This window comes from Chitinophaga nivalis (assembly GCF_025989125.1).
Classification (GTDB): domain Bacteria; phylum Bacteroidota; class Bacteroidia; order Chitinophagales; family Chitinophagaceae; genus Chitinophaga; species Chitinophaga nivalis.
In genome coordinates this window covers 4,447,519-4,472,960 of sequence record NZ_JAPDNR010000001.1, presented here as the reverse complement: position 1 = coordinate 4,472,960, position 25,442 = coordinate 4,447,519, and the positions used below count along the sequence as shown (strand labels likewise).

General features: G+C 47.0%; 21 protein-coding genes. 13 read left to right on the top strand and 8 right to left on the bottom strand.

Annotated elements, in window-relative coordinates:
- Positions 1-66: 66 nt before the first annotated feature.
- Positions 67-657 (bottom strand): papain-like cysteine protease family protein, encoded by a 591-nt coding sequence (locus OL444_RS17785; protein ID WP_264730959.1) that lies wholly within the window; start codon positions 655-657, stop codon positions 67-69.
- A gap of 297 nt (positions 658-954) precedes the next feature.
- Between OL444_RS17785 and OL444_RS17780 the strand changes: the two genes are divergently transcribed.
- Positions 955-2,379 (top strand): serine hydrolase, encoded by a 1,425-nt coding sequence (locus OL444_RS17780; RefSeq protein ID WP_264730961.1) that lies wholly within the window; start codon positions 955-957, stop codon positions 2,377-2,379.
- 112 nt (positions 2,380-2,491) lie between these two features.
- Here OL444_RS17780 and OL444_RS17775 read toward each other — a convergent pair whose 3' ends face one another.
- From OL444_RS17775 to OL444_RS17765, 3 genes are read right to left on the bottom strand one after another with little or no spacing between them, the layout of a single operon-like run.
- Positions 2,492-3,682, bottom strand: coding sequence for an acyltransferase family protein (locus tag OL444_RS17775; protein ID WP_264730963.1), 1,191 nt, complete (start codon positions 3,680-3,682; stop codon positions 2,492-2,494).
- A 39-nt stretch (positions 3,683-3,721) separates the two neighbouring features.
- A complete protein-coding gene (locus OL444_RS17770; RefSeq protein WP_264730965.1) occupies positions 3,722-4,447 on the bottom strand; it encodes a hypothetical protein in 726 nt (241 codons plus the stop codon).
- A 12-nt stretch (positions 4,448-4,459) separates the two neighbouring features.
- On the bottom strand, positions 4,460-5,434 hold the full coding sequence (locus tag OL444_RS17765) for a hypothetical protein (protein WP_264730967.1): 975 nt from the start codon (positions 5,432-5,434) through the stop codon (positions 4,460-4,462).
- A 117-nt stretch (positions 5,435-5,551) separates the two neighbouring features.
- On the opposite strand from OL444_RS17765, the gene OL444_RS17760 reads away from it, so the two are divergent.
- Positions 5,552-6,262 (top strand): hypothetical protein, encoded by a 711-nt coding sequence (locus tag OL444_RS17760; RefSeq protein WP_264730969.1) that lies wholly within the window; start codon positions 5,552-5,554, stop codon positions 6,260-6,262.
- Positions 6,263-6,338: 76 nt separating this feature from the next.
- The gene (locus OL444_RS17755) at positions 6,339-7,586 is read left to right on the top strand and encodes a Na+/H+ antiporter (RefSeq protein WP_264730971.1); all 1,248 of its coding nucleotides are present in this window, start codon (positions 6,339-6,341) and stop codon (positions 7,584-7,586) included.
- A 45-nt stretch (positions 7,587-7,631) separates the two neighbouring features.
- On the opposite strand, the gene OL444_RS17750 is transcribed toward OL444_RS17755, so the two are convergent.
- Positions 7,632-8,300 carry a glycine-rich domain-containing protein gene (locus OL444_RS17750; RefSeq protein ID WP_264730973.1) on the bottom strand — a complete coding sequence of 223 codons (669 nt, stop codon included), beginning with the start codon at positions 8,298-8,300 and terminating at the stop codon, positions 7,632-7,634.
- A 318-nt stretch (positions 8,301-8,618) separates the two neighbouring features.
- On the opposite strand from OL444_RS17750, the gene OL444_RS17745 reads away from it, so the two are divergent.
- The gene (locus OL444_RS17745; protein WP_264730975.1) at positions 8,619-9,524 is read left to right on the top strand and encodes a hypothetical protein; all 906 of its coding nucleotides are present in this window, start codon (positions 8,619-8,621) and stop codon (positions 9,522-9,524) included.
- Between the two features lie 260 nt (positions 9,525-9,784).
- Here the strand turns inward: OL444_RS17745 and OL444_RS17740 are convergent, their stop codons facing one another.
- From OL444_RS17740 to OL444_RS17730, 3 genes are all read right to left on the bottom strand, one after another.
- Positions 9,785-10,819 (bottom strand): 3-oxoacyl-ACP synthase III, encoded by a 1,035-nt coding sequence (locus tag OL444_RS17740; protein ID WP_264730977.1) that lies wholly within the window; start codon positions 10,817-10,819, stop codon positions 9,785-9,787.
- 8 nt (positions 10,820-10,827) lie between these two features.
- On the bottom strand, positions 10,828-11,268 hold the full coding sequence (locus OL444_RS17735; RefSeq protein ID WP_264730979.1) for a hypothetical protein: 441 nt from the start codon (positions 11,266-11,268) through the stop codon (positions 10,828-10,830).
- Positions 11,269-11,737: 469 nt separating this feature from the next.
- Positions 11,738-12,274: a hypothetical protein gene (locus OL444_RS17730; RefSeq protein ID WP_264730982.1), complete on the bottom strand. Its 537-nt coding sequence runs from the start codon at positions 12,272-12,274 to the stop codon at positions 11,738-11,740.
- Positions 12,275-12,677: 403 nt separating this feature from the next.
- On the opposite strand from OL444_RS17730, the gene OL444_RS17725 reads away from it, so the two are divergent.
- From OL444_RS17725 to OL444_RS17685, 9 genes are all read left to right on the top strand, one after another.
- Complete coding sequence (locus OL444_RS17725; protein ID WP_264730984.1) at positions 12,678-13,271, top strand: sigma-70 family RNA polymerase sigma factor; 594 nt, start codon at positions 12,678-12,680, stop codon at positions 13,269-13,271.
- Positions 13,272-13,334: 63 nt separating this feature from the next.
- Complete coding sequence (locus OL444_RS17720) at positions 13,335-14,300, top strand: FecR family protein (protein ID WP_264730986.1); 966 nt, start codon at positions 13,335-13,337, stop codon at positions 14,298-14,300.
- Positions 14,301-14,414: 114 nt separating this feature from the next.
- Positions 14,415-17,666 carry a SusC/RagA family TonB-linked outer membrane protein gene (locus tag OL444_RS17715; RefSeq protein WP_264730988.1) on the top strand — a complete coding sequence of 1,084 codons (3,252 nt, stop codon included), beginning with the start codon at positions 14,415-14,417 and terminating at the stop codon, positions 17,664-17,666.
- Between the two features lie 12 nt (positions 17,667-17,678).
- Positions 17,679-19,148: a SusD/RagB family nutrient-binding outer membrane lipoprotein gene (locus OL444_RS17710; RefSeq protein WP_264730990.1), complete on the top strand. Its 1,470-nt coding sequence runs from the start codon at positions 17,679-17,681 to the stop codon at positions 19,146-19,148.
- Positions 19,149-19,160: 12 nt separating this feature from the next.
- Positions 19,161-20,474, top strand: a complete 1,314-nt coding sequence (locus OL444_RS17705) for a purple acid phosphatase family protein (RefSeq protein WP_264730992.1) — start codon at positions 19,161-19,163, stop codon at positions 20,472-20,474.
- A complete protein-coding gene (gene pafA / locus OL444_RS17700; protein ID WP_264730994.1) occupies positions 20,471-22,090 on the top strand; it encodes an alkaline phosphatase PafA in 1,620 nt (539 codons plus the stop codon). Before OL444_RS17705 ends, pafA begins: the two co-directional genes overlap by 4 nt.
- A gap of 434 nt (positions 22,091-22,524) precedes the next feature.
- A complete protein-coding gene (gene catB / locus OL444_RS17695) occupies positions 22,525-23,160 on the top strand; it encodes a type B chloramphenicol O-acetyltransferase (RefSeq protein ID WP_264730996.1) in 636 nt (211 codons plus the stop codon).
- 228 nt (positions 23,161-23,388) lie between these two features.
- Complete coding sequence (locus OL444_RS17690) at positions 23,389-24,747, top strand: hypothetical protein (protein ID WP_264730998.1); 1,359 nt, start codon at positions 23,389-23,391, stop codon at positions 24,745-24,747.
- Between the two features lie 18 nt (positions 24,748-24,765).
- A complete protein-coding gene (locus OL444_RS17685) occupies positions 24,766-25,353 on the top strand; it encodes a hypothetical protein (protein ID WP_264731000.1) in 588 nt (195 codons plus the stop codon).
- The last annotated feature ends 89 nt before the right edge of the window (positions 25,354-25,442 follow it).

Here is a 25,442-nt window from a genome sequence, read left to right as displayed (position 1 = left end):
ACGTCCTGTCATTGCCGTATATACCATACCGTTAGTATCAACGGGTACAGCTATGTGCCGGCATGCTTATCTTTGGGTAAAGCTTACTTCTGAGAAATACTTACTGTAGTAAAAAATAAAATCGGCAAACTTCACGACGGCCGTACCAGTGGTAGGGTCAATGATATATACATACCCTGCGTTGTCGAAGCCACACAATACAATGGCGTGGCCGCTCTGATTACCAGGATTGGTATATCCGACAATCAGTGGGCGCTGGGCGCGTATTTCTGTTTGTATTTCCGGGAAAGTCAGGCTGTTGATCGTTTTCACCTTATTGAGATTTCTCAGTGCCTGCAGGCAGGTACTCGGCAACCCTGGCACATTACAGCCTGCTGGTATAATCGGACCTACACAACAAGTCAGGTTCAGTAAAAAACTGGCCGTCTGACATTGCGTTACAGCGCTGCCAGGCGAATAAAAATTATGGATGCTTACCGAACAGGCAATCCAGCACCAGTTGGTTTGTTCTTGCTGCTGTACTGTAATGGGGATAATCGTAGCGTTTAATCTTTCCAGGTTCTCCGTGCTGGGAATAGTGGAAATTAACTCATGTTGTTCCGGTAATCCGGCAATAACATCCGGAATGGGGTTCGTTTGAGGGTGTGTGTTTTCCATGGTTTTATTTTTTGTTTGAAGAGATGCCATATAGGGTTCCGATGTCTGTTCATCAGGTGGGGAAACATGCCTGTTACAGTCAGGTATGCTATATAACGACAACAAGGGCCAAAAGGTTCCGGGAACCCGCACATTTTATTCACCTGATAAGCTGACATCCCGCGATGTTCAGCGTAAACGTTTACTGGCATTCGTTTTGGCGACGGTAGCAAATCATGGTGCTGTTTCAGGAGATATAATCCGGTAAATTAGCTGCTCAAACTACTTATTCCCCGTTATACAAAACATCGCCAGACAATGAAACGTATTTTACTTATTTGTATCAGTTGCCTGATTGCCTGCTTCCGGCTATATAGCCAGTCTCCCGCCGATACAGTTATTGCCAGGCTGCAGACCCATCTGCCAGCGCTGATGGCCAGAGATCATATACCAGGCATGGGGGCAGCTTACATTCATCAGGGCGCCGTGGTATGGTCCGGTGTATTTGGCGTGCTGCATGCCGGCACCAAAGCGCCTGTAACGGATGCCACGTTGTTTGAAGCCGCTTCTCTCACGAAAGTAGTGACCGCCTATGCTGCTCTCCAGCTGATAGATGCGGGTCTGCTGGATCCGGATGTACCGCTCTACACCTACCTGGGCAACCATTACGATATCGGCGACGATCCCCGGATACAACTGATCACCACCCGCCGCGTGTTATCCCATACCGCCGGCTTCCCCAACTGGCGACAGGAAAAAGATACGTTACTCCCCATCCATTTCACACCCGGCGATCATTTCAGCTATTCCGGAGAAGGATTTGTTTACCTGGCGAAAGTCATGGAAAAAATCACCGGGCAACCCCTGGGCGCTCTGATAGCCCAAAAAGTATTCGTGCCATTGCACATGACACACAGCAGTATGCAATATGATTCCACACAGCGCGGGCAATATGCCTGGCGCCACAACTGGCTGGGTAAGCCAACGTGGCTGCCGGATTACACCGGTATCAATGCCGCCGCCAGCCTGCGCACCACGGCTGCGGATTATGCCCGTTTCCTGGCAGCGATACTCAACGGTACCGGCCTGCAACCCGCCACCCATCGGCTGCTATTGACGGAACAGATAAAAGTGGATACCATCAAACAGCCACAGCTGGCCTGGGGAATGGGTATAGGTCTCGCCCGCACACCGGATGCCCGTTATGCCTGGCACTGGGGCGATCAGGGCGACAGCAAAGCCTACTTTGCCGCCAACATCGCTACCCGCGATGCGGTACTCTATTTCACCAATAGCGCCAATGGTTTATCCATTGCCGGCGACCTGTGCCAGCTGACGATAGGCGGCGAACAAGGCGATCATATCCGCTGGGTAGAATATGGTAAATATGATCCGGCCGTTGTGGCCCTGCTGACAGCCATTCAGGACAATGGCGCCGCCGCTGCACTAAAGGCCTACCAACGCCAACGAACACACGTAATCGGAGAAGAACCACTCAATACCCTCGGCTACTACCTGCTCCAAAACAACAACCTGCCGGCGGCTGTTGCGGTGTTTACACAAAACACCCAGGACTATCCCAACTCCGGCAACACCTGGGACAGCCTCGCAGAAGCACTCTTAAAACAAGGTAAGAAACAGCTCGCCATGCAGCATTATGAAAAATCGTTGCAACTGGACCCCGAGAACAGAAATGCAGCAGACCAGATAAAACGACTGAAAGAAACGTTACGCAAAAAATAAACCGGGTAAGTACGTATATCCCTGACCGTATGAACCGGTTCCCATCAGCGAAACCGCCCCGCCCCGCAATCGTGCGGGGAGGAGCGGTTTTAATATATATTGTGACTATATATTACAGGTACCTTCCAATCACCTTGTTTTTCCGTAACAAAGCTGTTAGCCACCAACTTACAAGAATAGCTACAGCCGTAGTGATCAACATTTTCAGCAACGGTGGCAGGTGATATTCCAACAGGTAAAACTGACACCAGACTACAAAAATATAATGCAAGAGGTAGATACCATAGGCATTGGCAGCCAGCGACTGCCAGATCTTACCCGTATGATTTACACAACTTTTGAAAGTAGTCAGCAAGGCTATACCGCTCAGGACGCAGGACAATATCCACATCGACCGGTAAATAAGCGTAGCCTGCAACTCCGTTAGGGTATGCCGCGCCATCATGCTGATGAGTGGCGCCTCGCTCCATTTCAAACAGCCGTACATCGCCAGGCAGGCCATCAGCCATACCGGCCAGCGTCTTACAAAAGCGGTGCCTGTAGCAAAAATACCCTGACTCAATCCGGGTATCCCCCATACCGCCCCCAACAGGAAATATCCGGCATACAACAGCACCCGGCTGATCTGGAAATCAAAAGGTCCGATGCCCGTCCAGCTTCCTGCGTCTATCACCAGAACCACCGGCACATAGAGAATCCAGGAAAAAAGATACACACCCAATAATAACCGGAAAGGCGATGCGCCCTGTGCCACCAGGAATCCGCTGCAGCGGTGCAGCCCTTTTTTGATCAGCGGATACACCACTGCCAGCAACAGATTAAATACAAACAACACCCAGATAAACCAGGGTGGGCCTACCGGCCATGCTTCCACCGTGAAATAATCGATGATATAGGCCTTCACGTCATGTACGCCATACGCCAGGTAGAAGGCCGGATAATACGCCAGTAACATGAGGAGGGTTACCCCCACCATAAATGGAATGAATAAACGAAAAAAACGGTCACGGATAAACTTAGCAGTACCTTTCTGTTCCAGGCTGCGCACTACAAAAATGCCGCTGATCAGAAACATGAGGGACATAAAAAAGATATCGTTGAAGTCTTCAAAAAGGTCCATACCCCGCCAGCGCTGCGCATCCACAATAGGGTGTGTGGAAGCAATATAGGCCTGCTTGTTGAAGCTGGCAAAGGTAGTATAGGCTAATGAGGAGTGGTGGGCTACCACCAATAACGTAATAAAGGATCGCAGGTTATCCATCCAATTATCGCGTGTCACCATTTTTACCATCGGCTGATTCATTATGTGATATCACAAAGTAATCAATCACCCGTCAATATCCTATTGGCGATAAAAACGATCCACTTCTCCGCGTGGCGTGAAACTGATAAAATAACGTTCCCGGCTGCCATCAATAGATTGTGGATACCAGGTGATCTTATTATTATCAAATCCGGCATAGATATAGTTTATCGGAACCACCCCTGTAATGCTGTCGGCCTTTTGGCGATAGTTGCGGTATACCACGGCCGCATTGACAAAGCTGACATCCGACAGGTTGACGAGATACTTTTTAATATTATCATGTACAGACAACTGTACCGGCTTGGGGGCATCCCAGTTCCCATCGTGAAAACTGTATTCATCCACATAATCCGGATTTTCCGGATGGCGGACTTTTATATTAATCCTGCCATCATCATAAAAGTGAATGGTTTTGTACAGATAAATTTCTTTTCCGGTATAGGCGGGTAAATCGCGGAGCGCCTGTTCCGCTTCGTATAAGGCCATTTTGTTTGTCAGCAAACTTTTTACGGGTGTTGCAGTAGCCCCGGAAGTAACGGTTGTACTACTGCTGCTATGGTGTTCTGTCACCGTTGTTGTTTTACTGCCACTGACACTGATCGTTGTATGATGCTCACCTTCATTTTCATGGCTGCTGCTTTCCGTTCGTGCAGGATCAGGACTACCTTCCAGGGTGTCGGTGATCGACTGCCGGAACTGATTACAGGACATACTGCCTGCCATGCATACGACGCATATAATGCTACTGAAATACGTTTTCATCCTCTTGTTTTTTTAGACTTCCATATCACTGGCAAAGGCCACTTCCTGTGGTTTGTCTTTCAAGTAAAAAATAGGTACTGTTGCCTGTTTGGTAATATCCAGTTCCAGCAGCGGCACAATCTTTTTTACGGAAGCGTTTTGCGTACGTCCCTGCTGATCCTGGTAACGCAGCTCAAAGCGTATTTCCGGCTGTTCATTGATATAGGTACCTGTTTGTGCAGCAGCAACAATAGCCGCTTCCGTTAGTATGCCATAATACTTCAGCTCCAGGCCGTTTTCCGGTGAACCTGCTATCATACGGAGCAACCATCTCCATCCTATTCCGGACGCCAGCAGAATCACCCCGCACAATACCAACGGATGATAAAATTTCAGGAACCGCCAGCCGGTGCCATAGTTCTCCAGTACATAGGAGAAACAATAATAGCCGGCAACAGCTGCCGCAACAGCGAGCCAGGCCAGGCTCAATAAAATCATCCGACCCATCCGGAGGCCCACTGTAGCACCTTCCAGCGTCAGATAAGGCCGCGCTTTCAGGGTATCATCTACCAGCACGCCAATGGTTTTCCCCACATCATATCGCCGCTCGGCAGGCTTCGTATCATGGATTACGTACTGCTCTTTAATTTCAGTGCCGGAGAAATTTTGCAATGCAAACGTAATCTCCATCGTTACAATACCCGCTGCGAACACGCCCTGTTCTTTACTGACCAGCACCCGCCCCTTCTTTTTCACACCGTTTTTTAACAACCGTAAAACATCCTTTCTCATCCTAAAGGGTAGCAATACCCATTTTTTGAACCAGGATGTCAGGAGGTAAATCCACGCGATGACGGAAACGGCCAGGTAGGTCAATGCCAACCAGGGTGCAGTACCACCATCACTTTCCGTTACCCCGTAGTCTGTATTGTAATACATGAGCATAGGAAAAGGGATGACGAAAAAAAACATATAGATGATCCAGAAGTAACCTAAGATTCCTTTCATTCAGCTAATATAATTATTAAATTTTAAGGGAATGTTATGAGTCAGGCCAATGCCGGTACTAACTCCACCTTGGCCTTTATCAGAAAATCATTTACTTTCAAAAAAAAATGTCACGGAATGAGCTGGAATGGCAATTACCATTTTTATTTAATTTTTGGTGCGCGCGATGCATCCATACAACCCTGGGAAAAAGACACCTGGCTACAAACTATACAACCCTTGCTGGACAAGATATTGCAAGCATCTCCCTCCTATAGAAAAACCGGATTATCTACCCTGCAATATGTACCGAAACCTAATTCCGTCTATTCTCAGGTAGCAAAATTTGGTAAACTACGATGGGACCTGCCCTCTCATGAAAAATGGACCCTAACCGCTACCGACGGGCAACGCCGCTTTTGCCAGGTAGAAGGCTGGACACCCATGAGAACCGTATGTGCCACCAACGACCATGCACCAGACATCTATTTCAGCATCTGGAATGAACGATACTATCCTACCGGTAAAAAAGTAGCGTTTGACTGCCTGTGTGTGATTGCTGTAGCAGACCAGCTGTCCTATCACCCACGGGAAGAAGTATTGTTATTATCGCATGCACTCCGCGCGCAGAAAACGGTATACCGGCAACGAAACTGGCAAGGCAGCGAAGCGTCACCGACAGCACAATGGGAATTTATCAATTGTATTCAGGATACACATGTCGCCGGAATATATAAACCCGCCGGTGAGGATATACACCAGCTGGATGTGGAAGATATCGTTTTCACTCCCTACTGGGAAGTCGTATACAGCGATCAAACACCCGTTGTCATTTCCGGAGGTAGTTAAGTACAACTGCCTCTTTTTTATGCAGGCGGCATCGCTCCACCAACCGTTTGGTCAATTATTGTGTTAAAGTGTAACTATGGAAAACTACAGCATTGTCATTTTCATTCTGGCTATTATGATCGGCCTGACGGCTATTGCAGAGAAAATAAAACTGCCATATCCCATTGTGTTGATCGTAGCTGGCATCGCCATTGGCCTGATTCCTGCCATGCCCGCCATTACCCTGAATCCGGACATCATTATGCTGATTTTCCTGCCACCACTCTTATACGATGCCGCTTTCAACATCTCTTTTCAGGAATTCCGTACGCATATCAGTACCATCAGTTCTCTGGCGATCGGGTTGGTATTCATTACCACCGCCGGCATTGCCGTGATGGCCTATTACCTGATTCCCGGTATTACCTGGCCGCTGGCATTTACCCTGGGTGCTATTCTCTCAGCCACCGATGCGGTAGCAGCGATTGGCATTACAAAAGGCCTGGGCCTTTCCCATCATACCACCACCATTTTAGAAGGAGAAAGTCTGGTGAATGATGCCTCTGCCCTGGTCGCCTACCGCTTTGCGGTAGCAGCGGTTACCGGAATGGCCTTTGTCTGGTGGAAGGCCTCTCTTCAATTCATCCTGCTGCTGGCCGGCGGACTTGTCGTAGGGCTGGTGATGGGAAAACTACTGGCCTTTACGCTGCGCTGGTTCCGGAACAATCATCTGGTGGTAATCAGTCTCATGATATTGATGCCGTTCGTGACCTATCTGCTGGCAGAAGAATGCCATGTATCCGGCGTGATTGCGGTGGTGATACTGGGATTAAGTATGTCCAGGTTAAGCAGAAAAAAATTCCCGGACAATATTCAGCAACAATCGCGTAATTTCTGGGAGATCGCCATCTTTCTGTTGAACGGATTAATCTTTATCCTGATTGGCCTGCAATTTCCGATAGTATTAAAAAATATCAGCACCACGCAGATACTGCCGAATATCGGGTATGCATTTTTGATTACCCTGGCTGTATTCTTTATCCGGCTTGCGCGGGTATTCCTCCAGCAACTCAATCTGCAACGGGGTTTCCGCTACAAACGCGGCCACATCAAAGAGGAAGCGCTACTGGATTTTAAAAGCAGCATTATTATCAGCTGGTCCGGTATGCGGGGTATTGTATCCCTGGCTATTGCGATTGGTCTGCCGGTGACACTCGACAACGGGCTGCCTTTTCCCATGCGCAGCACCATTATTTTCATCTCCGTCGCAGTCGTATTATTCACGCTGCTGGGTCAGGGACTCACCTTACCATGGGTAGTAAAACAACTGGATAAAACGGCGTAATTTTTCCTGGTTACTACCCATGTGGTAAAACCTGAAGATATAGGATCAACCGCCGCACCGGTCTCCGCAACGATCGCTATTGCAACGGTTGTCCGTTCCTTTCACCCGCGTGCTTACCAGATCTGAAAGAATAATCAGGGCAAAAAAACCAAACAATACCAGGATGATGATTACCATCGCATTCGCCCTGCAGCCGGAGAGCATCACAATAGCCGCAAAAAAGAGAAAGACCAAAGACCAGCCTTTGAAAGTGGTAGCCCGATTGCGGGGCAAACCCAGCGGGTAGCATCGCTTCCAGATATCAGCGGGAGGATCTTTTTTGAAAACCCGCTTATAGTTACGGAGTGTATCTTTCAACCAGTGTTTGTACTTCTTCTCTTCGTGTGGACCTCCTTTCGAAGGATGATGATGTAAATTTCTACCGAGCGTTTTTTCACAGAATGCTTCCCAGTAATTTTGGGTGTATTGGAGATGCAGGTGCCATACTTTATCCACTATCTCCGAAGGAGAAGCACCAGCGGGAGATACACAACAGAGGTACACAAAGTGCTTATATTCCTGAATAGCTTTTTGGGTAAAGGTCTCGCTCCAGTTTTGAGCCATGGTCAGTTTGCGGGAAAAGGGCATCTCCGCTTCGGGATCATCGGGGTTAAAATCGTTGATCCTTTGCCAAAGCGGGTCTTCCGAATAAACAAGGTGTTTCAGCTCCTGCATATTTTTTTATGATACAAAGATGAAAAATAGTGATTGTCTTGTATGGGTTGCCTCTTCCTGTACCAGGCAATGCTGCTTTAAAAAGTACAGTCACGCAACAAATGATACAGATGGATTTTATGGCTTTTATCAGGTATTTCCGGAAATTTTGATCTTAATTATCTGAAAAGATAACGAAATTTAAAACGTTATTCCTGCAAAGCTATCATGTCATAAGCAGCTTCCCCAAAAACGAAAAAATCAACCGTGTTGAATTATCTTACGGTTGATACGCTATCGAAGCTATCATCCTATCATTTACTAAAAAAACCTACACACATGAAAAACCTCCTGATCGGTACCCTCACCGTATTAACGCTATTCGCTGCCTGTAAAAAAGAAGATCATCCAACAACACCTTCCGGCACTACCTATCCCGTGCAGATTGATGTGTCGGGCTTTGAACGCACCAGTACCCCGATGGGTGGCCGCACAGCTGCCACTGAAAACATTGATGCCGCAAAAGGGAATATCCACTACATTTTATACACGGTGTGGGATGCCAATACTCAACGGGCTATCAAAAACATTTACCAGACCAGTAAAAAAGATACCGGGTTTGGCCGCATCCTGGATACCCTCGCTGCCGGCAGGTATTTCATTTCCATTATCGGCGCCAAAGATTCTCTTTTCAATGCCCAGTCCTCCGGTGGCTTCTACAACAGACTACCCGGTTCAGACATTTTCTACGGCAGAATGGAACTCAGTGTATCCGGCGCCGTGAATCAAACGCTTACCCTTAACCGGGTGGTGACCAAACTGGTCGTACACCTGAAAGACCGGATACCGTATAACACCACCACCCTTACCGTGGGCGTAGATGGCATGCAAAACCGTATGTGGCCCTGGTTGAAACCCTTTGATGGCCAGCTTACCCCCGGCATTAACAATTCCTATAGCTGGTCTTATAGCTACCTGGTTCCGGATTCGCTGAAAGGCAAAAGAGATGTGACACTTCCTTCCTATATGCTCACATTAAATTCCTTCACTACTGACGTCACCATCAGTGGTAACGATGCGAATAATGTTTCGCTGGGCTATAAAACCATCCGGTCTGTTATTTTCGAAAACAATAAAATCACTTATCTGTCCGGGAATCTCTTTGATGGCGCTCCTGGTGGCGATGGGATGATTGTAACCGTGGATCCGGCCTGGAAAACGGATAGTATTAAAGCTACTTTTTAACGACGGCCCACCGCCTTTGTATGGGGCATAAAGGCGGTGGGTATTTCCGATCTGTTGCCATCTGGCATTTACGCCTTTTCCCCGGCGGCATACGGATATACTCACCTATCATCTGCTTAAAAAATTTCATACCCATTGGTCAGGATGTAGTACAACCTGATCGTTTCTTCCCCGTTATTAATATGATAAAACGGAGGGTAACATTGCTTAAAGCAGGAAAGAAATCGTTCAGCTGTTTTATACTATTCAGCACACTGCAACTACCAGGTTACATCTATGATCATCGAATTTAACCCACTGCCGGAACCTCCCAGTAAAATCTGATCACCTTTTTTAAATGTATTGGCAGACCGGGCTATAGATAAGGCCGCCGGTATAGATGCGGTAGCAATATTGCCATACTCAGGAAAAATGTGAATTATCTTTTGGATATCTATTTGCAACAGCCGGGCCAGCTGCTCCAAAGCTGTTCTTGATATCAGGTGAGGAACCAGCCAGTTCATCTGTGTCTCATTCCAGGCAGACATTTCCTTGCCTGCAGAAAAATTACGGGTAAAGAGCGCCAGTCCTTCTTTTAACAAAGGAGACATATCTGTATACAAACCTTCTGATACCGACTTCAGATAGCACAGGTTGGCGCTATCGGTATTACTCATGGCATGACTATGTTTTATCCGGGGCATTTGCGGATTTTTGTCTGCCTGCCCAAGCACCATTGCTGCGGCGCCGGAGCCTAATGTCAACGTAGCGAAATTACGCCGGAATATTTCTTCCGGGCAATCGGGATGCACCATTTGTGCCATGGTATTGTCGAACAACACTCTTGTATTTTCCGCACAAACAATTAAACCAAATTTGATTTGTTCCCGCTCTATCATATTGGCTACTATCTGCATCCCGTTAATAAAAGAGAGACATGCGTTTCCAATATCGAAATTTATACAATGATGCCCTAACCCAATTCCCATATGAATAAAAGAGGCATCAGCCGGTTCAAGATGATCTCTTAAAATAGTCGTGTTAATCAGCACCCCCACTTCTCCCCGATCTATACCGGCCGACTTGATGGCTGCTCTACCTACCTCAATAGCTATGGCACATGATTTTACGTCCTGTTTCCAATGCCGCCGCTGGTTTATTCCTGTTAGCGTACTAAGGAGATGCTGACCATATCCGAATCGCCTCATGGCAGGCGCCAGCTGTGTTTCAAGATCGTCCGTGCGGATAATATCATCCGGAACACGATGTTCAACGGAATAAATGGCAGTATTACTGTAATGCATTAAGCTTTTCATAAAAAAAATTAATGATCCTTTGAGGGATGAAAACATTGCCTGGCGATAAGAAAAGAGACGATGGTGCAAATGGCAGCTGTCAGAATCAGTATAAATATATTCCACTGATGAACGACAAAAGAAATATAGAGCATGCCTGCCTGTATCATCAACAGGGTAATATGTATCACATAACGGGACCATGTCAGTTTTTGCCCATAAGCATATTTTATCAGGCCATACAGGAGCATACCTGTAGCGCCCATAAAAATAGCCGCCACCCTGTAAAGCAGGAGGAAGCCCCGGACGATTTCTTTATCCAGCTGCTCCTGAGTAACGCCCATTATTTTCAGATGATATGGGAGAATAACCGGCGTAAGGCCGTAAATGCAGGCGAAGCAGCCTATCATCAGCACGTTGAAGTATAAAAGGAAGCCGGATAGTACATGCCTTCTTTTTACCATGTTCATAACATTCAGTTTTTATAACAATCCTGCTGGTATGCGCAGCTGCTCTTTACCGGGTAACATCCCAACCTGCAGTTTTTAATGTAATGGCGATCGCCTTTATATCATCCGATAAATAAATAATCAGATTATTTGTAAAAAATGTAGGGAATAAACAAGCAGTCGAATACTGGTGCGGGGTCATGTATCCTGATGTAAATGTAACCATTTTGATGCAAAAAAATTACCGGAACAGCAGTAAGCAAAGCTCAACCATATATACGTGGAAGTGATTAAGATATCATTTTAACACAGTCATTCCATGACCCAACCAGGATATACATCATCCCGTAATAACCCTGTTTACAGCACAGATAAAAGGCTCATAACAGCGCTGCTTACGCAATGTTGTCATGAGCCTTTTACCAGTTAACTGCTTATTTATGCTTCATTATATTACTGACGATCTTTTTACACCGTTAAGTATATATCATCAGGGAATAGCTTCAAGCCCGAATTGTAAAGTGGAATTGTATGGATTGGTGGAATTACTGCCATCCACACTATCCAGATAAGTAATGGATATGGGAGGAATAGGAACATTTACGGTTTGAAACGGCCCTATTCTGATATAACTACCATATGCATCTGTATGGTTTAAAAGAAGTGCCCTGACCCTGATACTGCCACTGGAAGGTTGATTGTTGGTCACAACCAGATAACCTCCTGATTGTACATTTATGGTCAGGGGAGTCAGAAAGGAAGGTGGATCCACCCAATAATATACTGCACTTACCAGTTTAGCAATCCCGAAAACAGAAAGACCTGATAATACAATGGGATAATCTGTACTGTTAATGACAGCAGGATTTATTCTTTGCGTAACCGTTACATGTGCATTTACACCGGTTATCGTTGGACCAGGTATAACTGTTCCGGTGGATACGCTAACGCCTGCGTAATAGCTCTGGGCCTTTACATCCGTAAAAAAAGCCACAGTTATTAATAAAAAAAAGATGATCTTTTTCATTCTCTTGGTTTTATGATCAATAAGATGGTTATAAATGGTTCTCTGGTGATAAGGATCATACGAAAGTATTCAAACAAGTAGCATATGTATCCGCAGTGAGAATAGTGGCTCCTGAGCGTACCTCATGCAGATCATATCCGATCCTAAGTTCGTTTTCATCGTGCCCGGCAGCAGGTATCAAAAAATATTGTACGGGAATCAGGTACTATGCTGATAAGCAACCATATGTATGCTCTCCGCAGCGATAAATTTAATAAACGCATGAAGTTCAACGCTGAAAACCCTGGATGACAGTACCTTTTGCAACAATTCAAAGCGGGAGCACCTGAGCACCGGCCACAGGAGTTAATAATCCCTTAATATTCAGCTGTTACTTTTGCTACCAGCAAAACTGAGACACCTGATGGAAGATTCCATGCTGATTCCAACATTACTGCACGACTGGCTGGCCGGGAACGACGGAAAGTTCAAACCGCTTTTCGAATATTATTTCCCCCGCCTGAAGCGCTACACCCTGAGCTATACCGGGGATCCGGCCATCAGCGAGGAACTGGCCATGAATGTAATGCTCAAGGTATGGCAGCAGCAATCCAGGATCGCCACCCTGAAAGACTTCAACAGCTATCTTTTTACGATGATGCGCCACGAAACAGTGAGTATGCTGCGCCGTAAAAAGACCATGCTGACCCTCAGCGCCCGGGAAGAAGAGGCGCCTGCCACCGAAAACATCACCGAAATAGTCAACTACCGGGAGCTGCTGGTACGCTACCAGGCCTGCCTGGAGAAGCTGCCACCCCGCCGCCGCGAAGCATTTGTTCTTAACCGGGAACGGGGAATGAGTTATGCTGAAATAGCTGCCCTGCTGAATGTTTCCATCTTTACTGTGCAGAACCACATAGCCGCCTCACTGAAATTCATCCGAAGAGAACTCCACGACTACGCCGACTTCCTCCTCCTGGCAGCCGCCATTTTGCTGCCAATGTTAAGCGAATATTAATTCCATCCACCCCAATAGTTTGACCCCTCAATGATCGGCGTCTTTATAGATGAACCGATCACTATGGCAGATTTTTTACCAGACAGCACCCTGCTGATACAATACTTTGAAGGCAAAGTTTCAACACCCGCTACAAGAGCGGACATAGAAGCCTATATCACCAGCGGAGAAGACGCTGCATTCGTACAGGCCTGTATGGAAGCCGCCTGGAAAAATACCAGCCACCTGGAAACGGATCCCGCCACAGACAGCGACTGGCAACAGTTTCGCCGCCTGGCAGGCATCGAAACCAAACGCCGGAAAATATATCCACTACTCGCCGCCGCCGCTGTACTCCTGGTATTGCTGCTCGCTGCCGGCTGGATCTTTTTCAAACCACAACAGCCTGCTGGCACGTTGGCGTGGCAAACCGTCACTGCTGCACCAGGTGCTCCGCACCAACTGCAACTACCCGATGGGTCTCAGGTAACGCTCTTTCCCGGCGCCACCCTGCGTTACACGAAAACATCCCCTACTACCGTACGGGAAGTGCACCTCTCCGGCCGCGCATTCTTTCATATAACTGCCACGGCTGAACGACCTTTCCTGGTCACCACCGGACAATATACCACACAGGTACTGGGTACCTCTTTTGAAGTAGACAACCGGCAATCACTGGCCGTCACGCTGCTCTCCGGAAAAGTAAGACTGTTACAGCATAATGGGCAGCCGCTGATGGAACTGCAGCCTAACCAGCAGATTACGATCGACAAACAACAGGGTCAGTTTCGCCTGACTACCGTGGAAGCCGCTACCATAACGGCATGGACTTCCGGCAAACTCAGCTTCGATCAGGAAAAATTAAATACGGTTTGTGCAGACCTGCAACAATGGTATAAAACAACGATCCGGATAGAAAGAACAGCGCTGCTGCAAAAGCGTATCACGGCCGAGTTTACGCAGGCGCCGCTGCACGCAGTCATGGACATCCTCTCGCAGACAGCCGGATTCCGGTACCGGCAGGAAAAAGATACGATTGTGATCTACTAAAAAAATAAACGCCCCGCTGCAACAGGGCGCTTATATAGCAACTGACTGGTTTATCAGCCAAGTAACCTGACATGCAGGCGTAAACCACCTGCACCTAAAATCAATTGTAAAATAATGAAAACATTTTTATTGCATCGGATCCTGATGCTGTTTTTTCTCCTCTCGGTCGGCACCCGGCTGTTGGCGCAGTCTCCGCAAGACCGCACGCTCAACTTCAGCGGTAGCACCCTGACGGTAAGACAGTTCATTCAGCAAATGAAAACCCAGCAACAGCTGCAGGTTACTTTCGATGAGGAAGTGAATGCCCTGCTCTCCCGCAATATACATATCCGCAAACAGACGACTACCCTCAAAGAAGCCCTCGGATGGCTGGCTACCGATGCAACCATACAATGCCGCATCGTTGGCAATTACGCGATTCTCAGTGTCACACAGCCCGTTAAAAAGCAGGAAACACCTCCTGCTACGCAGTTTGAATTACCACCTCCCTCCACCAAAGCACTGGGAGAAGTAGTAGTAACGGCACTCGGCATCAAAAAAACAGAACGTAACCTGGGATACGCCATCTCCCAGTTATCTTCAAAAGACGTAAGCGATGTACCTCAACCCAACGTGATGAACAGTCTGGCTGCACGCGTACCGGGTGTAAGTATCCGCAGTACCGGTTCCGATCCCGGTTCCAGCGTAATGGTCACCATACGCGGCCAATCTTCTATCAGCAAAGAAAACCAACCCTTATACGTAATTGACGGTGTACCTGTAGCGCCTGCCATTCAGAATCCGGCACAGGCAGTAGATGGTAAACAAACCATCGACTACGGCAGCCCGATCAGCGATATCAGCGCAGACGATATTGCCAGCATCACCGTATTGAAAGGCGCCAGCGCTGCAGCCCTCTACGGCAGCCGCGCCGGTTCCGGTGTGATCCTTATCACCACTAAATCCGGTCCTGCCAAAAAAGGCCTGGGGGTTAGCTTCAACTCCACGGTCATGTTCGACAAAGCCTATCTGTTCCCGGAATTCCAGAACGAATTCGGCAGCGGCGACTGGTATGGTACGGATAATACCCTCAGCACCGGCGCCTGGGGCCCGCAACTGAACACCGGCCGTAACCTGGTACAATGGAATAGTCCACTGGATCAAAACGGCAAACCGGTTCCCCTGGAATGGAAAGCCTATCCCAATCGTATCAAGGACTTCTTTCGCACCGGACGCACACTGACCAACAATATTGCCGTATCAAAAAGCGGCGATGCCGGTAACTTCCGGATCTCCTATGCCAATATGCAGAATCAGGGCATCGTTCCCAACACCGATATGAAGCGCAATAACCTGACCTTCTCCGGTACCTATCATCTCAATAAGTCGATTCATGTCAGCAGCAATATCGCCTATACCAACAGTTCCAGCGATAACCGTCCTTCTGCCTATACCGAGAGCGTGACCATGCAGCTGTATAAACTGACCCCCAACGTAGATATTCATGCTTTACGCAACTACTGGATACCGGGCAAAGAAGGCTTGCAACAATACAATCCTTACAGTACCGATGATAATCCTTACCTCATCGCCTACGAAGAAACCAACAGCTACAACCGCAACCGCCTGACCGGTAACGTACAGGTACAGCTGGACCTTCGTAAAGACCTGACCCTGATGCTGCGCACCGGGCTGGACTACTACGCTATCTCAGAAGACCAGAAACGTCCTTTCAGTGCCAAAAGAAATCCCAAAGGCGCCTATGTACTGGGCAACAACCAGTTCAAAGAACAAAACAGCGACTTCCTCCTGACCTACAAACCGGAGCTGAAAAACGACTTTAAAGTGTCTGTAGCCGTAGGTGGTAACCGCATGGATCAGCAACTGCAATCCAATCAGCAATCTGCCGGCAGCCTTACGCTCCCGGAGGTATACAATCTTTCCAATGCCGCAGCCGGATCCATCATCAACGCACAATCAAAATCTCACAAACGTATCAACAGCGTGTATGGCATGAGTGAGATCAGCTATAAGGATTATATCTTCCTGAACCTCACCGCCAGAAATGACTGGAGCAGTACCCTGCCCCCTTCCAACAATTCCTACTTTTATCCGTCTGTATCCTTAAGTGCTATTCTTTCAGAAATGCTGGACATCCGCTGGAAACAGCTTTCCTATCTGAAAGTAAGAGCCAACTGGTCGCAGGTAGGTTCAGATACAGATCCTTATCAGTTGTTTAATACCGTACCATTCGATACCGACTGGGGTAGCGTAAAACGTGCTACCATCAGCTTCAGCCAGCGCAACAGCCAGCTGAAACCTGAAATCGCCACGTCCTACGAAGCTGGTCTGGAAGCAGGCTTTTTCAAAGATCGTTTAGGCATCAACGTGACCTGGTACAAAACCAACAACCGCAACCAGATCATCCAGGTACCTACTACCATTGCTTCCGGCGCCAGCAATATGCTTATTAATGCCGGCAACATCCAGAACAGTGGCTGGGAAATAGGTCTGAACACCGTTCCGGTAAAAGGAGCTTTCACCTGGAAATCGGATATCAACTTTACAAAGAACCAAAACAAGGTGATCTCCCTCACCCCTGCTGTTACCAGTTACATGCTGGGTAGCACGGATGGCAGCAACCTGGTTTACCAGATTAAAGAAGGCACCAAAATGGGCGACTTCTATAGCAGAAGCTGGGTGAAAGTGAAAGAAGGTCCCTTTGCCGGACAAGCCCTGCTGAACAAGAACGGCCTGCAACAACAGGACCCTGAACTGGTGAAAATCGGCAACTACAACCCGGATTTCATGGTAGGATTCAACAATAACTTCCGCTATAAAAACCTGACCTTAAACTTCCTGATCGACTGGCGCCAGGGCGGTTCTTACTACTCTTATGTAGCGAAGAGCCTCATCCAGGATGGCCGTACAACCAATACCCTGCCAGGAAGAGATGCTGCACACGGCGGCCTCACCTGGACCGATGCCAACGGCAATGTACGTAACGACGGTATGATCATGGAAGGCGTAATCGACAAAGGGGATGGTACCTACAAACAAAACGATATCATCATCGCAGCCGCCGATTATTACGACAACAAATACTGGAAATACTACGAAAACGAAACTTACAGCGCTACTTATGTAAAGCTGAAAGAAGTATCACTGACCTATGCCTTCGGCAGAAATGTAATGCGTCGTATTCCTTTCCTGAGCAACCTGGCTCTCTCGCTGATCGGTAACAACCTGTATATCTGGACCGCCGCCGGCAATGGTTACGATCCGGAGATCACGATGAGTCTCTCCAACCAGCGCTATCAGGGCGTAGGTCACTGGACACTGCCGGGAACAAGATCTTATGGCGCTAAACTTAGTTGCAACTTTTAATCTATGCCAATCATGAAACCATATAAAATAATAGCAGGTCTGCTGACAGCACTGACATTTGCCAGCTGCACAAAAGACTTTGACAGCATCAATACCAATCCGAATAGTCCATCTGTTACCAGACCGGAATATCACCTCACAGAGGCCATCACACAAACCGCCTATGCCTATGCAGAAAATGGTTTCGCCAGAAGGCCTGCCGCATTAGGCAGATACATCACCCTGATCCGGAACAACGACTATGAGCTGTTTCGCTGGACAGCCGTAGAATGGTCCGATATCTACCAGCGCGCAATGATTGTTAAAACCATGCAGCAGGAAGCTACCAGCACCCAGCAGCCGGCCTATGTAGCCGCTGGCAAGGTACTGATGGCATTCAATTTCGCTTACCTCACGGATCTCTATGGTGACGTGCCTTATTCCAAAGCATTGCAGTCTGTAGAGAATGGTAATATTAAACCCACCTACGACAAACAGGAAGATATCTATAACAGCTTGCTGGCCTTGCTGAAAGAAGCCAATACAGAACTGAAAAACAACGGCGCGGGTATCGATGCAAAAGCAGATGCGATGTTTGCCGGTGATGCTTTGAAATGGCGCAAGCTGGCCAACTCATTACGTTTACGCCTCCTGCTCCGTTGCGCCAAAAAATATCCGGCTGCCTGGACAGAGATGCAGGAAATACTGAACAACAAAACCGCTTATCCAATCATGGAGAGCAATGCCGACAACGCAGAAGTACCTTACCTGGGTGTCAAAAAAGACGATAGCTGGGCTGGCGGACCACTGAACATGATCGATAATGATTTCCTGAAAACGAAAGCCAGTAAAGAGCTGGTAGATGCTTTGCTGTCGCGCAATGACCCCAGACTGGAATTATGGATTGCCCCGGTTGCCAGCACCGAAGGAGCTACCATCGACAAAAACAAATACGTGGGTATCCCACACGCCTATACGAATCCGGGTGATTACAATGGTGGCGAATCGCATCAGTCTACTTTGTCTTCCTTCTTCCGGCAGAATAAACCAACGCTTTACAAAGCCAGCCTGATGCTGTATACAGAGGTATGTTTCATTGCCGCAGAGGCGATGCAGCAAGGTAAAGTAAACCTGGCCGGCAATACCGCTGAGTCCATGTATAACAACGGGATTAAATCCTCCCTCGAATATTATGGCCTGCAGGCAGAAGCGCAACGCAGAAACTACTACGAGCAACCGGTAGTAAAGTACAATGGTACCCTGGAACAACTGATCACGCAGAAATGGCTGGCCATGACCTTCCGTGGAGCAGAGGGCTGGTTTGACTTCCGTCGTACCGGATATCCGGCATTTGTGGTAGGCCCGATGGCTTATCAAAAAACATTCCCGGTAAGATATGCGTGGCCATCCACCGAACAGGATGTAAATATCGACAACTACCGCGCCGCCATTAATGCATTTGGCGCCGATGATATCAATACAAAAATGTGGTACCTGAGATAAGCACAATTGAATATGGAAAAGAAAATAGTAGGTAGAAGAAATTTTCTCAGCAGGATGGTGAAAGCCGGCGTACTGCTGCCACTGGCCGGAACATCCGGCCTGGCAGCAGCTACGGCTGCCGCTCCCACCGACCTTGCTCCCGATCCCGGCTACACGGCCTCCGCTGTCCCTGACCGGATCATCCTGAATATTACCAAAGATCCGGCTACAACAGCAGCGATCACCTGGCGTACCAACACGGCAGCAACCGCCTATGTTGAATATGCCATCGCGGATGCCCGGCCGGCATTTGCAGCGAAAGCCACACGGTTAACGGCGAAAACGGAAACGTTGCAATATGAAACCCTGCAGGTGTATTATCATAGTCTCACGCTTACCGGGCTGCAACCAGATACCCTGTATACCTACCGCGCCGGCAACGATGAAGGCTGGAGCGAATGGCTGCAGTTTCGCACGGCAGCTACTACCGGCAAACTGTCCTTCATCTACCTCGGCGATGCACAGGTAGGTATCAAACCTTTCTGGAGCCGGGTCATCAGAAAAGCTTATGCCCAGATGCCGGAAGCAAAACTCATCATTCACGCCGGCGACCTCGTAAACCGCGCCAACAAAGACGATGAATGGGGGCAATGGTTCGATGCCGGTGGTTATATTCATGGTACTGTGCCATCCCTGGTAACGCCAGGCAATCATGAGTACACCCATGAAGATGGCTTACCTCACCTCTCCGTGCATTGGAAAAAGCAATTTACCCTTCCCGCCAATGGCACCGGCCTCGATGCACTGGAAGGTTCCGTATTTTATGCAGATATCCAGGGGGTACGTTTTATCAGTCTGAATACGCAGATGATGGAGGAAGCCACCTCTGAATCGCTGCTGCAGGCACAGCAACAGTGGCTGGAAAACACGCTCGCTACGAACCCGAACAAATGGACCGTTGTCACCATGCATCATCCGGTATTCTCCACCAAGAAAGGCCGGATCAATGAAAAAGTTAAAGCCGGGTTCAAACCCCTGTTCGATAAATACAAAGTCGACATTGTACTGCAAGGGCATGATCATGCCTATGGCAGAGGGATGCAGCAGATCGCGCCTTACGGTACTGCCTATGTAGTATCTGTGAGCGGATCAAAAATGTATGAGTACGAAAAAATGGAGTGGGCCGATATTGTCACCGGACATCTGCAGATGTATCACCTGGTAACCATAGATAACCACCAACTTGATTTCAGGTCGTACCTGGCAACCGGTGAGTTGTTCGACGCTTTTATACTGGAGAAACGCGCCGGCAAAATCAATAAATTCAAAGAAAACAAACCCGCATGAGGATCTCTAAAATACTGTTGCTGGCCATCCTGATGGCTGGCAACAGTTTGTATGCGCAGCAACTGAACCGCCCAAAACTGGTGGTAGGCATCATGGTAGACCAGATGCGCTGGGACTACCTCTATCGCTATTACAACCGCTATGGCAGCACCGGATTCAAACGCTTGCTCCGGGAGGGTTTCAGCTGCGAGCAAACGATGATCAATTATGTACCCACGGTTACTGCCGCCGGCCACGCCGCCGTGTATACCGGCGCGGGTCCTGCCATGAACGGCATTGTTGGCAACGACTGGTACGACCGGGCATCCGGTAAATCCGTGTACTGTGTATACGATAGTGCTGTCAGTACCATTGGTACCGGCAAAACAACGGCAGGCGGTATGTCGCCGCACTACCTGCAGTCTACCACCGTGGGCGATGAACTGCGCATCGGCACCGGCTTTCAAAGCAGGGTAATTGGCATCGCACTGAAAGATAGGGCAGCGATATTACCCGCCGGCCACGGCGCCAACGCCGCCTTCTGGTACGACGATGCTACCGGTAATTTCATTAGCAGCACCTGGTACATGAATAACCTGCCAGCATGGGCGGAAGCTTTCAACCAGGAACAACGAGCCGCCAAGTACATACAACAGCCGTGGCAAACGTTATATCCGGCGGCTACCTATACCGCCAGCACAGCAGACGATAAGTTTTATGAAGTACCCATTCCCGGGGAAGATAAACCGGTATTCCTGCACCAATTCAACAAAGGAAAGGATTATGACCTGCTGAAATATTCTCCTTTAGGGAATACCCTCACCCTGGACTTCGCAAAGGCGGCCATCCAGGGCTATGACCTGGGAAAAAATGCCACCGACCTGCTGGCCCTCAGTTTCTCCACACCGGATATTGCCGGCCATAGCTTTGGCCCCAACGCCATTGAAATGGAAGACATGTACCTGCGGCTGGATAAAGAACTGGGCGCCTTCCTCAGCTGGCTGGATCAGCGATATGGTAAAGACTATCTGGTATTCCTTACCGCCGACCATGGGGCCGTGCATTCACCGGGATTCCTGCAGGATAACCGCCTGCCAGGCAAAGCGGAGAAGATGGGCCGGGCCACTGCCCTGAATGAAGCCATCCACAAAAACTGGGGCATTCCCAAAGCTATTCTGTCTGATGCCGGCACCCAGCTTTACCTGGATACCGCCGCCATCAGCAAGGCAGGTGTACCTATGGCCAGCCTGCAGCAGTTCATTAAAGTGCAGTTGAAAGCAATTTCCGGTATCGGCGATGTGGTAGCCATGGATGACCTGCGCAGCGGCTATCTCCCGGCGCCGTACAATAGCATGTATGTAAATGGCTGGCATGCCAAACGCAGCGGCGATATGATGATGGTACCCGCTCCGGGCGTTAAGAATGGCAGCATCATGGGCACGACGCATGGCACCATGTACCCTTATGATACCCACATTCCTTTGGTATGGTTTGGCTGGCAGATCACGCCTGGTAGCAGTTACCGGCCTGTCAGCATTACAGATATTGCCCCAACGCTTTCTGCGTTGCTGCATATCCAGATGCCTAGTGGTACTACCGGACAGGTGATCACGGAAGTGATGCCGGGGAGGAAATGAGAAAGATATGAAACAATATAAATAAAGCGGGTGCTTCTTTGAAGTACCCGCTTTATTATGTAAGAAATAATGATGGATCTGTTCCGGTAGGCAACCAATCATTATCATATTATCCAATAGCAACCAATACCGTTGCATTATAAATTTATGCAGATGCAGGTGATTTATGAACGGTTACCCATGCAAATCCCAGGCAGAGACCTCCTGAACAGATAATCACCGAAGTGTTATCGCAGAGAAAAACAAATAACGTCTTCACCTGCCCTGTAACAATTATTTTATATATTCGCACGATGGAAATCGCTGATTAGACAAATACTCCTCTCTCACTGCTCTCGCCATTATCCCATGTAATGGGATATACAGCCTATCTATTTTAAATATTTTTATTACCTGGCATGCTAATACGTGCCAACATTATCGTCATTTTATTTATGGAAAATTTCTTTGAAAGCCCTTTCAAAGGGAAAATTATAGCTGAGCATATCACCAATCCCAATATCATTGCAGGCAGATATAGTTATTACTCCGGTTATTATCATGGTCATAGTTTTGATGACTGCGCACGTTATTTAATGCCGGATCGGGATGATGTAGATAAGCTCATCATTGGTAGTTTTTGCTCCATTGGAACAGGTGTATCCTTTATTATGGCCGGTAACCAGGGACATCGATATGACTGGATTTCCAGTTTCCCCTTCTACTTTATGAACGAAGAACCGGCATTTGCAACGAGCCTCAATGCATTCCGCGGAGCTGGTGATACCATCGTCGGCAACGATGTATGGATTGGGGCCGAAGCGATGATTATGCCGGGCGTAAAAATCGGTGATGGGGCAGTTATAGGCAGTCGCGCGCTGGTTACAAAAGACGTGATGCCCTATGCGATTGTTGGCGGCAACCCGGCCAAAGAAATAAAGAAGCGGTTCAGTGAACAACAAATAGCCCAACTGCTCGCTATGCGATGGTGGAATTGGGAGCTGGATAAATTAAGGCTGGCCATGCCCTTATTATGTGCTAACGATATAGAAGCGCTTTATTTGTTCAGCTTACAGCATGGAAATAGCTGAGTATAAATTAAGGTGGTACCATCGCTGTATAAATTTTCTTCTTCGGGTTAAGTTATCAATATTTTAAAAATTGCTCGTTTAAAGTCAAAACCTTTACTAATACACTTTATGTAATAGCCACTGTCCTGATATTCTTATCAGGACTTTTTTGTAAGTTTATAGAATTACTGTAATGAATTATCTTTCATCCGATATATAATACGACAAATAAGAACCCAAACCCTAAAAATGATAAAATCATTCATTAATTTTTCATTACTGATTCCCCTTGTTATTTATTTCACGTCTTGCTCCAAGGAAGAAAGTAGCGTTGATACACCCAACTCCCAAATGATTACTAAAGCGCAAAGCTGGTATGAAACCACACCACATAAAACCGGAGCCTTAAATTGGGATAAGGCGACAATAGTTATAAACGCCCAAAGCAATACATATCGGATTACGGTCCCCTATCCTTTTACCAGCAATTTTGAAAAAGGGAGCAGAGGTATCCGGAGAGTGATCTTTAGCATTTCAAAAGGAATAATTAAAGGTGAAGTGATTGAAATTGTCGGAACTGAGGCATACATCAAAACACATAAAACGTATAATCCCGCTGATTTTACCGGTCTGATTGGTAGATCGGACTTAAACCAGCAATTTAAAAAGGGAGACTATTACAACAACGGTAGCATAAAATACAATGCTGTTATTGCCAAATTTCCAAGCCAAAAAGCATTCGAAAGCAGAATAAGGCCCGAATTGCAATGTGACTATTACACGGAAACACGTATTGATCCGGATGGAGTATTTACCGTATACGGATATTCTGTATGTACAGATGAAGGATCAGGCGGCACGAATAACCCTGGTACAGGAGGGGGTAATCCTGATCCTGGTGATGGCGGTGGTGGTAACGGCGGCAGTGGCGATGGTCCTGTGGTAGATGACCATTGGGACCCAGAGAAACCAAGAGACAAGCCCACACATATAGAAGCTATTAAAAGTGAATTAAATAATCCATGCTTAACTGAGGCTTATAAATCGGTACTATCAAAAGATTTAAAAAACAGGATTGCTACAACAATGGATAAAATGTTCGGTGGAAAATCCAATTTTGACTTAATTTTCCGTGAAAAACCGGATAATGAGATGCCTGGAGCAATGGGAAGGTATAATGTTTATGATTCGCATTTAGCAGGCAAACCAGATGGTACCCTCATAGGAGGAGTTGTATATATTGATTTAAATGTCGATGCATTACCCAAAGCTTCTAAAGAATTTATAGTAACAACCATGCTTCATGAATCATTACATGGTTTTCTAAAAATACAAGGAGTTAAATTTGATGAGCCATATATTAATCAACATGAAAAAATGGCGTCTGTTTATACCAGTAGCATATCTGATGCACTGATGGAAATATTTCCAACTATCTCAAAAAAGGATCAGAGCGACCTGAGTTGGACAGGATTATTACAAACCTTAGAATGGACTTCTAAACAATTAAAAGATGCGAGTAATAAAACGGATGCTACCGCCCAAATCTATAAAAACATTTACAATCATCAACTAGGCACTGTTGGTACTTCTTCTCAATGCAAATAAAAGACTAAAAATATTTACATGGACCGTATAATGAATAATAGAGCAAAGTGGATGCTGTTTTCCTTTATCAGTATGTTTGCGCTAACAAACATAGCAAATGCGCAAAAAACAAAGAGCCAGTCCATAAATCAAGAATATAAAAAATTAACTGTTTTTTTTGGACATGAGCGGGTTGAATTAAGAAAAGAAAAATGCCAGGAATGTACATACCTGATGCTGATTAAACTCTTTTTTGATAAATCAGGGAACCTTCAAAGAGCATTACTTTCTAGCTCTGCACCGGAGTCCTTGCAAGGAATTCCGGAGAAATTGATTAAACTAAATATTAACTGGAGGACATTTTTGAACAAATCAAAGAATGCAAGTATTGCAATAATGCCAGTTTCGTTTATATGTGAAAAAAAAGACGATAGGGTTTTACTTAGCTCCAAATCCCTCCTTACAGGATTATACAGTTTTCCTGATGGCAGTGTTTTCAATATATGGAATCATAGTACTTATTCAATTATTGAAGGTATAAATATTTATACCTTATCAAAAGAGATAGTTACAGAAGATCCAATACTGGATGCTAATAAGATACATCACCAAGATAGTAAATTGTAAAAGGCCCGTGACTTGTTGCAGCTAAGTTTGTAAATCACAAATACTAAAAGGGAGTTGCAATAAAAAAGGGAGTTATTTCATTCTGTGTG